This window comes from Salinibacterium xinjiangense (assembly GCF_014645015.1).
GTDB classification, from domain to species: domain Bacteria; phylum Actinomycetota; class Actinomycetes; order Actinomycetales; family Microbacteriaceae; genus Rhodoglobus; species Rhodoglobus xinjiangensis.
This window is the reverse complement of the sequence record NZ_BMLC01000002.1, coordinates 328,158-340,291: the sequence shown is the minus strand read 5'-3', so window position 1 is coordinate 340,291 and position 12,134 is coordinate 328,158. Positions and strand designations below refer to the sequence as shown.

General features: G+C 64.1%; 10 protein-coding genes. 7 read left to right on the top strand and 3 right to left on the bottom strand.

What is annotated here, in order from left to right; translation table 11 throughout:
* Positions 1 to 6 precede the first annotated feature (6 nt).
* On the bottom strand, positions 7 to 927 hold the full coding sequence (locus IEW81_RS08360; RefSeq protein ID WP_229671307.1) for a DsbA family protein: 921 nt from the start codon (positions 925 to 927) through the stop codon (positions 7 to 9).
* A gap of 203 nt (positions 928 to 1,130) precedes the next feature.
* On the opposite strand from IEW81_RS08360, the gene IEW81_RS08355 reads away from it, so the two are divergent.
* Together IEW81_RS08355 and IEW81_RS08350 are read left to right on the top strand one after the other, a co-directional pair.
* The gene (locus IEW81_RS08355; RefSeq protein WP_097059475.1) at positions 1,131 to 2,228 is read left to right on the top strand and encodes an ABC transporter ATP-binding protein; all 1,098 of its coding nucleotides are present in this window, start codon (positions 1,131 to 1,133) and stop codon (positions 2,226 to 2,228) included.
* Positions 2,229 to 2,291: 63 nt separating this feature from the next.
* Complete coding sequence (locus IEW81_RS08350) at positions 2,292 to 3,569, top strand: DUF4032 domain-containing protein (RefSeq protein WP_097059474.1); 1,278 nt, start codon at positions 2,292 to 2,294, stop codon at positions 3,567 to 3,569.
* On the opposite strand, the gene IEW81_RS08345 is transcribed toward IEW81_RS08350, so the two are convergent.
* On the bottom strand, positions 3,566 to 4,834 hold the full coding sequence (locus IEW81_RS08345) for a dihydrolipoamide acetyltransferase family protein (protein WP_097059473.1): 1,269 nt from the start codon (positions 4,832 to 4,834) through the stop codon (positions 3,566 to 3,568). The two genes, IEW81_RS08350 and IEW81_RS08345, sit on opposite strands and share 4 nt — an antisense overlap.
* Positions 4,834 to 7,023 (bottom strand): alpha-ketoacid dehydrogenase subunit alpha/beta, encoded by a 2,190-nt coding sequence (locus tag IEW81_RS08340; RefSeq protein ID WP_097059472.1) that lies wholly within the window; start codon positions 7,021 to 7,023, stop codon positions 4,834 to 4,836. The genes IEW81_RS08345 and IEW81_RS08340 overlap by 1 nt, the downstream gene beginning before the upstream one ends.
* Before the next feature lie 140 nt (positions 7,024 to 7,163).
* On the opposite strand from IEW81_RS08340, the gene IEW81_RS08335 reads away from it, so the two are divergent.
* From IEW81_RS08335 to IEW81_RS08315, 5 genes are all read left to right on the top strand, one after another.
* A complete protein-coding gene (locus IEW81_RS08335) occupies positions 7,164 to 7,676 on the top strand; it encodes a VOC family protein (RefSeq protein WP_097059471.1) in 513 nt (170 codons plus the stop codon).
* 20 nt (positions 7,677 to 7,696) lie between these two features.
* Positions 7,697 to 8,746, top strand: a complete 1,050-nt coding sequence (locus IEW81_RS08330) for a ketopantoate reductase family protein (protein ID WP_097059470.1) — start codon at positions 7,697 to 7,699, stop codon at positions 8,744 to 8,746.
* Positions 8,747 to 8,806: 60 nt separating this feature from the next.
* The gene (locus tag IEW81_RS08325; protein WP_229671306.1) at positions 8,807 to 9,574 is read left to right on the top strand and encodes a GntR family transcriptional regulator; all 768 of its coding nucleotides are present in this window, start codon (positions 8,807 to 8,809) and stop codon (positions 9,572 to 9,574) included.
* Positions 9,575 to 9,576: 2 nt separating this feature from the next.
* Complete coding sequence (locus IEW81_RS08320) at positions 9,577 to 10,953, top strand: NADP-dependent succinic semialdehyde dehydrogenase (RefSeq protein WP_097059469.1); 1,377 nt, start codon at positions 9,577 to 9,579, stop codon at positions 10,951 to 10,953.
* Between the two features lie 92 nt (positions 10,954 to 11,045).
* Positions 11,046 to 12,134: an SDR family oxidoreductase gene (locus IEW81_RS08315; protein ID WP_097059468.1), complete on the top strand. Its 1,089-nt coding sequence runs from the start codon at positions 11,046 to 11,048 to the stop codon at positions 12,132 to 12,134.

The window sequence follows — 12,134 nt, the reverse complement described above, 5'->3', positions numbered from 1 at the left end:
CCTGGATTACGGCGCGGGCACTGCCGACGGGGTCGGAGTCGGGGTCGACTGCTCGTTGAAGTCGGCTCCGGTGGCCTGCAGCACGAAGGCCTGGAACGAGGCGAGGTCAGAAACCGAACCTTCGTACTTGAGTCCATTCACGAGCACGGTGGGGGTGCCCTGCACCTTGTCGATGTTCGAGTTCGGGATCGGGCCGTTGAGCGCACGGGCCGTCGATGCGTTCACCCACGACTTGAATTCCTGGTCGTTGATACACGCCGAGACATCGCTGGCGGACTCAACCTTCGCCTGCGTCGCGAACTCGATCAGTTGGTCGTCGGTGAGGCCAGTGGTGTTCTCGGCCGGCTGGTTCGCATAGAGCAGATTATGGAAGTCGTAGAACTGGTTGGGCGAGTAGTTCGCAACACAGGCCGCGGCATTGGCTGCTCTCGTCGAGTACTTCGTACCCTGCGACAGTCGATCGAGGATCGTGATCGGGTGGATCTCGACCGTCGTCTTACCGTTCTCCATCAGGCTCGAGATGTACTCGCCGTTGGTCTTCTCGAAGTCACCGCAGACCGGGCAAAGGTAATCGACATACATCTGGATGTCGAGGATGCCCGCTGCCTCGTCCCTCTTATTCGCAACCGGCTTGTCATCCGACTTCAGCGCGGGGGTCTCGGTGGCGATGGAACCCTGGGAGATCTGGATGCCGTCGCTGGCCATGTTCTGCGGACCGGGGCCGACGGGTCGAACGGAGTTGACGATCATGAGAGCGATGACAGCCACGGTCGCAAGCGAGGCGAGGATGATTCCTCCCTGCAACAGGAACTTCGTGCGGCGATCTTTCTTCTTCTGGTCTTCGCGAAGAATTCGGGCCTTATCGCGTGCGGCTTCGCGCTTCTCGTTCTTCGAGAGCCGCCCGTCGCCGGGTGTGACGTTGCTCAATCGATCCTCATTCATCAGGTCGGCACATGCGCGTCAGGAGCGACGCGCCTGTGGAATTCTACGAGGGATGCCTGTGTAATGCCCAAACGCGATCACTATGGCCCCGCTTCGGGTGCCATAATAAAAGGTGGTGGCACTGTCACCACTTCCATTCACTAAGGATCGTCCGGCACGTACCTGCCGGTGAAGGAGCGTTTGAAGTCATGGCATCAGTCACATTCGACAAGGCAACCCGTCTCTACCCCGGCTCGACCAAGCCGGCCGTAGATGCTCTCGATCTCTCGGTCGCCGACGGCGAGTTTCTCGTTCTCGTCGGTCCGTCCGGTTGTGGAAAGTCGACCAGCCTCCGCATGCTTGCAGGCCTCGAAGAGGTCAACGACGGCAACATCCTCATCGGTGACCGCAACGTCACCGATGTTCCGCCGAAAGACCGCGACATCGCGATGGTTTTCCAGAACTACGCGCTGTACCCGCACATGACTGTCGCAGAGAACATGGGCTTCGCCCTGAAGATCGCTGGCGTCAACAAAGACGAGCGCGCCACTCGCGTTCTCGAGGCAGCCAAGCTGCTCGACCTCGAGCCTTACCTCAGCCGCAAGCCGAAGGCGCTCTCCGGTGGCCAGCGCCAGCGCGTCGCCATGGGCCGCGCGATCGTTCGCCAGCCCCAGGTGTTCCTCATGGACGAGCCGCTGTCGAACCTCGACGCCAAGCTGCGCGTGCAGACCCGCACCCAGATCGCGAGCCTGCAGCGTCGACTCGGCGTCACCACCGTCTACGTCACCCATGACCAAACCGAGGCGCTCACCATGGGTGACCGCATCGCCGTGCTGAAAGATGGCGTGTTGCAGCAGGTCGGCACGCCACGAGACCTGTACGAGGCACCTCAGAACGTGTTCGTCGCTGGCTTCATCGGAAGCCCCGCCATGAACCTCTTCGACGCCGACCTCGTCGACGGTGGACTGAGATTCGGATCCGCGGTTGCCGCGGTCGACCGCGACACCTTCAGCGGCACCCAGGCCAGGACGGTCACCATCGGAATCCGTCCGGAAGACGTCAAGGTCTCCCACACCGGCGACGGCCTCGCGGTCGACGTCGACCTCGTCGAGGAGCTCGGCGCCGACGGCTACCTCTATGGTCACACCGAGATCGGCGGCAAGCGCGTAGACATCGTCGCCCGCGTCGACGGCCGCAACCACCCGAACGCCGGTGAGAAGGTCTTCATCACCCCGGAGCCCAACCACATCCACGTGTTCGAGACCGAGTCCGGACTGCGCCTCAGCAAGGCCGTCACAGTAGCCTAAGTATTTGACAACGATCGGGCCTGTCGGATTTCCCGGCAGGCTCGATCCGTCTTTAAGGACACCATGAGCGGCTCTTTGAACATCACCGCAGCGACCGTCGATCCGGCCCTCCTGGACCTACCCTGGTCGTTGCCACTGGAGACCTGGCCGGAAGACACGATCGCCGCATTGCCCAAAGGCATCTCCCGGCACCTCGTGCGTTTCGTGAATCTCAGCGGCTACGTGGTCGCCATCAAAGAGACATCAGCAGAACTCGCCCGCAAAGAATACGACATGCTGCGAAACCTCCAGCGGCTCGACATCCCCTGCGTCGACCCGCTCGCGGTAATCACGAACCGCACCACAGACACCGGTGAGCCACTCGAATCGGTGCTCGTCACGCGGCACCTCCGCTTCTCCCTGCCATATCGAGCCGTCTACTCCCAGAGCCTGCGGCCCGAGACCGCGACCAGGCTGGTCGACGCTCTCGCGGTGCTGCTCGTCAGACTGCACATCGTCGGTTTCTTCTGGGGCGATGTGTCACTCTCCAACACACTCTTCCGCAGGGATGCTGGCGCGTTCGCCGCCTACCTCGTCGACGCCGAGACCGGCAAGCTCTACAGCGGCCTGTCGAATGGCCAGCGCGAGAACGACCTGGAGATCGCCAGGGTCAATATGGCCGGCGAGCTTCTCGACCTGCAGGCAGGAGGACGCCTGGACGATGACATCGACCCCGTCGAGATCAGCAACGGGATCGTCGCCCGCTACCGCACGCTCTGGAAAGAACTCACAGCGTCCGAGGAGTTCGACCAGTCCGAACGCTGGCGCATCCACCAGCGCGTGGAGCGGCTCAACGAGCTCGGGTTCGACATCGAAGAGCTCGCCATCAAGACCGACGAGTCTGGAACCCAGGTGCGCATCCAGCCCAAGGTGGTGGATGCCGGCCACCACTCCCGCCGACTGCTGCGCCTCACCGGCCTCGACGCACAGGAGAACCAGGCGCGACGACTGCTCAACGACCTCGACTCGTATCGCGCCACGTTCGAAAAGCAGGATCTCGACGAGGAGGTCGTGTCACACGAGTGGGCCGCGAGGGTGTTCGAGCCGGTCATCCAGGCCATCCCGAAGGAGCTGCGGGGCAAGCTGGAGCCCGCGGAGATCTTCCACCAACTGCTCGATCACCGGTGGTACCTCGCGCAGAACGAGTCCCGCGATATCCCTCTGGCCGAGGCGGTCTCGAGCTACATCGAGAACGTGCTGCAGCACCGCCGCGATGAGGCGACCATGATCGACCCGCCGACGGGCACGTACACGCTCCCGACGCCGGTCATCGACGCGAGTGACTGGCGCTCGAAGGTTTAGACGAGCATTCCCAGCGGGCTCTCAATCCGTTTCACGAATGCAGCGAGCCACCGGGCCGCGAGCGCGCCGTCCAGGGCCCGATGATCTGCCGAAAGAGTGACGGTCATGATCGAGCCGATGGCAAGTTCCCCGTCGACGACGATCGCCTGCTGGCGAGCAAGACCGATGGCGAGAATGGCCGACTGCGGAGGGTTGATGATTGCCGAGAACTCGGTGACCCCGAACATGCCGAGGTTGGAGACCGCAAAGCTGCCGCCCTCGAGCTCGTGCTGCTTGAGCCGGCCGGCACGGGCTCGCTCGGCGAGGTCTGCGACATTTCGCGCGATCTCCGTCAACGACTGCTTTTCGACGGATCGAAGCACTGGGGTCACGAGCCCACCATCGATCGACACCGCGACCGACATGTCGACAGTGGAGTACTGCCGCGTCGCAGTCTCACCCCACGTCACGTTCGCTTCGGGAACATCCATCAGCGCAAACGCCGCCGCCTTCAGGACAAAGTCGTTGAGCGACACCTTGACGCTCGCGCTTTCGTTGACCGCTTTTCTCAGGGCGATCAACTGGTCGACATGACAGTCCGCCACGAGGTAAAAGTGCGGCACCGTCGACTTGCTCTCGGTGAGCCGGCGCGCGATGGCACGGCGCATGCCCGTGTGCGGCACGTCGACGAAGGCCTCTTCTGTTCCGGATGCCACGGCAGGGGCCGCGGTGACCACCGGGGCTGCGGGTTCCGGTACCCGATCGAGGTCGGCCCTGACCACGCGTCCACCAGGTCCCGTGCCAGTCAGGCTCGCGAGGTCGACCCCGCGTTCCCGAGCGAGTCGCCGCACCAGCGGGCTGACGAACCTGCGGTCTCCGGCGGCGCCGGTCGCGGCATGCTGAACCGGATCAGCCGCAGGCACCTCGACCGGGACGCCCGCCACGGGTGATGGGGCCCGCTCTGGTGCCGTTTCAGGCTCGGGCGCAGAAACGGTCGGGGCTGTTGCGACCTCCGGAGCGGGCGACTCGAGGTTGTCGATGTTCTCGCCCTCGGCACCCAGGACGGCGATCGGGTCACCGACCTTCACCTGCACGCCCTCCTCGACGAGCAGCTTCAAAACAGTGCCCGAGGTCTCCGAGGCGTATTCGACGATCGCCTTCTCGGTCTCGACTTCGGCCAGCGGTACGCCGACCTCGACGGACTGCCCGAGGGTCACGAGCCAGGTCTGGATCGCCGCCTCGCCCGAGTTGGCGAGAACCTCCGGCATCCGGATGATGGTAGCCATCAGCGCTGCCCCAGCCCAGTGCGGATTCGCTCGAGGCCGGCGACGACCTCTTCGGTGCGCGCGATCGCCGCACGCTCGAGCACCCGGGAGATGCTCGGCGACGCCTCGGATCCCGTCACCCGCTCGATCGGCTGGTCGAGCCAGTCGAAGAATCGTCGCTGGATCTCGTCGGACAACCAGGCGCCGTAGGAGGTGCCCTGGGCGCCCTGCTCGACGATCAGCACGCTGTTCGTCTTGCGGATGCTCTCACCGATCGTGTCCCAGTCGATGGATGCGCGGTCGAGCCAGCGCAGGTCGATCACCTCGGCGTCGATGCCGGACTGCTCAACCGCTTCGAGTGCGTGGCGCACCATCGAGAGGTAGCTGATGACGGTCACCTCGTTGCCCGCCCGGCGGATCGCGGCGTGACCCGGCAGCAGGACGTAGTCGAGGTCACCCTCGGGAACCCTGTCGGGCAGGGCATAGAGATCGACGTGCTCGATGACGAGCACCGGATCCTGGAGCATGAGCGCTGCGTTCATCAGACCCACGTAGTCAGCCGCCGTCGACGGGGCGACGATGCGCCAACCCGGGCTGGTCGCGAAGATGCCGGCCGGGTCCATGAGGTGTTGCGACCCGTACCCCGAGCCCATGGCCACCTTGGTGCGAAGAACGAGTGGCACGGCGTTGTCTCCGCCGAACATGTGCCTCGCTTTACCGATCTGGTTGAACACCTGGTCGGCGGCGACCCACATGAAGTCCGGGTACATGAACTCGATGACAGGCCGGAATCGTCCGTCCAGCGCGAGACCGGCCCCGAGCCCCGTGAAGGCGTTCTCGCTGATGGGGGTTCCGATCACACGGTCTTCCCCGTACTTCTTGAAGAGACCCTTCGTGGCGCCGTTCGTGCCTCCGCTGAGTCGGTGCACGTCTTCGCCCATGACCACGATGCGATCATCCTGTTCCATGCGGCGATCCATGACCTGGGCGACGGCATCGACGAACTTCACATCACGCCAGGCACCGGTATAGGTGAGCGGGTCGTCGACCTTCGCGTCCGCGAGTTCGCCGCCGTCGCCGCGCACGCCCACGTTGACGAAGCCGACATCAGGCCACAGTGCGGCGCGGATTCGGCGTTTGCCGGATGCCTGGGGGTCAGGTTCGAGCAATTCCCCTGCGGCGCCGACCATCGCCGACTGCGCCTGGGCGCGCACGGCATCGACGCCGGCCTGATTGATGAGCCCAAGGGCGATCATCTCGCGTGCAACCCGGTCGAGCGGGTCCCGGGCGCGCCATGACGCCTCTTCGTCCTTCTCGCGGTAGCCGAATGCACTGCCGGGGTATGGACCGTTCTGGTGGAAGAACCGGTATACCTCGACCTCGATGATCGCGGGCCCGTCTCCCCGGCGCATGCGCTCTGCGGCCTGCTCGGTCGCGAGGTAGACGGCCAGTGGATCCATGCCGTCGACCCGCCAGGACGGGATGCCGAAACCCTGGCCGCGAACGGAGAAACGCGGATCGGCTGTGACCTCTTCGGCTCGGGTCGATACGGCGTAGAGGTTGTTCTCGATGAAGAAGGCGACGGGAAGTTTCCACGCGGCCGCGAGATTCATGCTTTCGAGCACCGAGCCGATCTGGCTCGCCCCATCGCCGAAGTAGTTGATGGTGAGGTCTGTCGTGCCGCCGTGTTTCTGGGCCCAGGCGTTGCCTGCCGCCATGGCCGCGCCACCGCCGACAATCGCGTTGGTGCCGAGCGCGCCGGCCTCGAACCACTGGAGGTGCATCGAGCCTCCGCGCCCGCGACAGAATCCCTGCGCTAGTCCGAGGATCTCGGCGAGAGTGCGTTGCAGCACGGTCTGGATCTGCGGGTTGACGAGGGAATCCAGATCGAGCCGACCGGCGCTCACGTGGGTAATAGCTTTCGCGAGGAACTGGTGGTGACCGCGGTGCGAACCGTTCACCCCGTCGGTCGAGCGCAAGCCGATGATGGAACCGACTGCTCCACCCTCCTGGCCGATGCTGGAGTGCGCCGGGCCATGCACGAGCCCCTCGCCCGCCAGTTCGAGAACCGTCTCCTCGAAGGCACGGATGAGATGCAGCTGGCCGAGCATCGATGCCAGCAGAGAGGGATCCGCCGCTTTCCAGTCATCGGTGGTGCTGGTGATCTCGACCCAGTCGACCCCAGTCTCAAGCGTGCGCGTTGTCGGCATCGTCCCTCTATCTCCGTTGATCGACGTTCTCCGACAATAACCCTCGATTGGATTCAATTGCAACCTAAGACCTTGATATATCTCGCAAATAAGGGATGATTGGGGCTAACTGGATTCAATCCATCAACAAGGAGGTTGGCATGGCTCTGCCAGGACTTCGCGGCACCGACCACATCGGGTTCACGGTGCCAGACCTCGATGTAGCCGACGATTTCTTTGTCAGGGTGCTCGGCTGCGAGTTCGTGTACTCCCTGGGGCCTTTCGCACGAGAGAAGGGCGAGTGGATGCAGAATCACCTCGGCGTGCATGCCCGCACCGTGATGCGCAGGCTCAACTTCTATCGCTGCGGCAACGGATCCAACTTCGAGGTATTCGAATACGAGGCCGCGGATGGCCAGGCGCCGCAACCGCGAAACAGCGACATCGGCGGTCACCATCTCGCGTTCTACGTCGATGATTTCGACGCTGCGCTCGACTATCTGCATGCCGAAGGCCTCACCATCCTGGGCGACCCCACGGCCAGCTCGAGTGCGAGCCTGGGCCAGCGTTGGGTCTACTTCCTCAGCCCCTGGGGAATGCAGTTCGAACTCGTTAGCTACCCCGATGGCAAGGCATACGAGAAGGATGCGCGGGTGCTGCTGTGGCATCCGTAATAGATAAAGGAGTTGAGCACGTGCAGAATGTCAGGATCGCTGTTGTCGGAACCGGAGCGAACGGGGCGTCGATGGGCGCCGACATGGTGCGCGCCGGACTCGACGTGACCTTCATCGAGCAGTGGCCAGCCCACGTCGAAGCGATGCGGGAGCGCGGCCTGACCGTGCACCTGCCCGATGGCACCAGCGAGAACACCAGCGTGGCGGTGCTGCACTTCTGCCAGGTCGCCGAGATTCGTGGCACCTTCGACATCGTGTTCATCTCAGTCAAGACCTACGACACCCGCTGGGTCACCGAGCTCGTGAAGCCGCTGCTGCATGATTCCTCGGTCGTGGTCGGGTTACAGAACGGCATGACCATCGACGACGTTGCAGACATTGTCGGCCCGCATCGAACGATTGGGGCGGTGCTGGGTATCGCGGCCAACATGTTCAATCCCGGGGTCGTGATTCGCCAGGTCTCGCGTGCAGGAACCTGGCTCACGGTCGGCACGCTCGATGGTGCGAGCACCCCCATGCTCGAGAATGTCGTGGAGGCGCTGGGCCATGCCGGGCGCATCTCTATCTCCCGCGACATCCGCTCATCCAAATGGATGAAGCTACTCGCCAACATCCCCGAGATGCTGCCGTCCGCACTCATGAATGTGCCGCTGCTTACGGCCGCGAACACTGAGGGCATGCGCCCCGTCATGGACGCCATGTCTCGCGAGGCGTACCGCACAGCGATCGACCTGGGAATCACGATGGTGCCCGTACTCGGGAAGACGGCTGCAGACGTTCCGGACAGCGACCAGTACGCGATCGACCTGCTCGACACGATCCTGGAGTCGTATTCCCTGCCGGACACCCGGGTCGCCGTGCTGCAGGACTGGGACAAGGGTCGCCGGGCCGAACTCGACGCGTTCAGCGGATACGTGGTCTCGAAACAGCGGGAGCTCGGCACCACCGCTCCAGTGAATGAGGCGATCCTGCGCCTGTCTGAACGAGTCGAGCGAGGCGAACTCGCACCGAGCCCCGACAACGCGGCGCTCATGATCGAGGCCCTCACAGCCAGCTCCCGGCCGGGCTGAGGCGCGGCGAACTCCGCCGCAGCCACTGCAGTCAGCGCACCGCCATGGCCGGGCGGTAAAGTGACATTACTGCAGGAATCGCGGCACGACGACGTGTCGACAGGCGAGGGAGGGTTGATCGAGGTGGTGTTCCAGATGACCCCCTCGATCTCGCCTACCCACGGTAATGCCAGTGCCCGCATCGCCGAGCAATTGCGCTCCGCCATCCTGCAGGGCGAGTACCAGCCAGGGCAGCGCATCAGGCAGGATGACGTCGCCCAGCGTTTCGGGGCGAGCCGGGTTCCCGTGCGCGAGGCGTTCCGAACACTCGAAGCCGACGGTCTCGTCACCCTGGTGGCCAACACCGGAGCCTGGGTCTCGCGACTCAGCCTCGCCGAATGCGACGAGGTGTACCAGACCCGTGAGCGTGTCGAACCACTACTGCTGCGCTATGCCTTGCCCGGCATCGACGAATCGAAGATGGATCGGCTTGACGAGCTCGCCGCGCAGATGCAGCACACTGAGAGCGTCGAGGAGTTTCTCAGGCTTGATCGCGAGTTTCACCTCGGATCCTACGAATCGGCTGAGACCACCGTGCTCGGGGACCTCGTCCGGCGACTCTGGAACACGACCCAGCACTACCGTCGCGCCTTCACGCTGCTGCTCGACGAGCATGCGGCACGTGTCGTGCACGACGAGCATCACATGCTCGCCGGCGCGATCCGTGACGGGGATGCGGATGACGCGGAGCGCATTCTGGCCGGGCATATCCGGCGCACCAGGCTGGGGCTCGGCCGTCACCCCGAAGTTTTCGACCTCACTCCCGACCTCCACCAGCGAAAGGCATAATCATGGCCATTGCCACAGTCAACCCAGCGACCGGCGTCACCGAGAAGACTTTCGAGGCGCACGATTCGCAGGAGGTCGACAGGCGCATCGCACTGGCGGACGCCGCGACCCGCGGCATGCGGACCACGAGCTTCGAGGAGCGCGGCCGGTGGATGAATGCTGCCGCAGACCTGCTCGAGGCCGATGTCGATGTGGTCGCGCGCATCATGACCCTCGAGATGGGCAAGCCCATCGCCCAGGCGAGGGGCGAGGCACTCAAATGCGCCAAGGGCATGCGGTTCTATGCAGAGCACGCGGCCGAGTTCCTGGCCGACGAGCCGCTCGAGAATCCGTCGAGCGTCAATGCCTCCGCCGCGTATTCGGTCTACCAGCCGCTCGGTGTCGTGCTCGCTGTCATGCCGTGGAACTTCCCGATGTGGCAGGTCGTGAGATTTGCAGCTCCCGCCCTGATGGCGGGCAACTCCGGGCTTCTCAAGCATGCCTCCAATGTTCCGCAGACGGCGCTGTATCTCGACACCCTGTTCACCCGCGGAGGCTTCCCGGAGGGCGCGTTCTCTACGCTGCTGGTCGGCTCGCAGGCGATCGCCGCCGTTATCCAGGATTCCAGGGTCAAGGCGGTCACCCTTACGGGCTCAGAACCAGCCGGGCGTGAAGTCGCCGCCAACGCCGGCAGCCAGATCAAGAAGGCCGTGCTCGAGCTGGGCGGCTCAGACCCGTTCATCGTGATGCCCAGCGCTGACATCGAGAAGGCCGTCGATGTGGCGGTCACCGCCCGCGTGCAAAACAACGGCCAATCATGCATCGCCGGCAAGCGCTTCATCGTGCACGCCGACGTCTACGACCGGTTCGCGGCGCTCTTTGCCGACAAGCTCAGTGCACTTATCGTCGGCGACCCGATGGATGACGCGACACAGGTCGGCCCGCTGGCCACCGAGTCCGGGCGCGACGAACTCGCCGAACTGGTGGATGACGCGAAGCTGCACGGCGCCACGATTCTCGCGGGGGGCTCGGCCCCCGATCGCGCCGGCTGGTTCTACAACCCGACGCTCATCGCCGACCTGCACAACGGCATGCGACTGGTGATGGAGGAGGCTTTCGGCCCCGTGGCATCCCTCTATCGGGTGGAGTCGCGCGAGGAGGCACTCGAGATCGCGAACCAGACCACCTTCGGTCTCAGTTCTGCGGTGTGGACGACGGATGCCGTCGACGAGCAGTACTTCATCGACGCACTCGACGCCGGCGCCGTCTTCGTCAACGGCATGACGATCTCGTATCCCGAGCTTCCGTTCGGCGGAATCAAGGCGTCGGGATACGGCCGCGAGCTTGCTGCCGCGGGCATCAGGGAGTTCTGCAACCTGAAGACCGTGTGGAAGGGCTGAGGCAGCTGTTCACTTGGACTTGGTAAGTGTTCAGTGAGAGTGTACATTTGCAAGGTGCTACGACGACGTAGCCGGAAAGGTCGCTGCAGCCAATGTCTATAAGCACCACCTCAGCAGGAACACACAGGGCTCTCGTCGTCGGATCCACCGGGATCGTCGGCCAGACGGTCGGCCGGCAGTTCGCAGAACAGGGCTGGGAGACCTTCGGTCTCTCGAGATCGGCATCCGTCGACATCCCCGGCGTGACCAACGTCAGCGCCGATCTGCTCGATCCGGAGTCGCTCGCAGCAGCCCTTGCTGACGTGAACCCCGAGGTGGTCGTGATCACCGCATGGATGCGCAACGACACCGAGGCGGAGAACATCCGCGTCAACAGCGCGACAGTGCGCAACGTGCTCGCGGCGCTCGAAGCCTCGGGTTCGGTGCGACACGTCGCGCTGCTCACCGGGCTCAAGCACTACCTCGGGCCGTTCGAGTCGTACGGCACCGGCGTCATGGCTGACACCCCCTTCCACGAGAGCGAGCCGCGACTCGACTTCCCCAACTTCTACTACGCCCAGGAAGACGAGGTCTTCGCGTCAGCCGAGCGCAACGGTTTCACGTGGAGCGTCCACCGCGCCCACACCATCTTCGGCTTCGCCACGGGCAATGCCATGAATATGGCGCTCACCCTCTCGGTGTACGCGACGCTGTGCAAGAAGCTCGGTCAGCCGTTCATCTTCCCCGGCTCCGAAGAGCAGTGGAACTTCGTGACGGATGTCACGGATGCCGACCTCCTCGGTGAACAGCTCATCTGGGCATCCACTCATGCCGAGGCCGAGAACGAGCCGTTCAACATCGCGAACGGCGACGTGTTCCGGTGGCGCTGGCTCTGGCCACAGATCGCCGCGCACTTCGGCATCGAATGGGAGGGATTCGCGGGCGAGATGCGACCCCTCGAGTCACGGATGGCAGGCATGGAGCAGGCCTGGAGCGAGATCGCGACCGAGAACGGACTGGTCGAGAGCGACCTCGGCAGGCTCGCATCGTGGTGGCACACCGATGGGGATCTCGGCCGCACCATCGAATGCCTCACCGACATGACGAAGAGCCGTGAGGCCGGATTCCTGAACTTCAGGTCGACACCGGCCAGCTTCTTCGACAAGGTGCAGCGCTACCGCGACGCCCACATCATCCCCTGA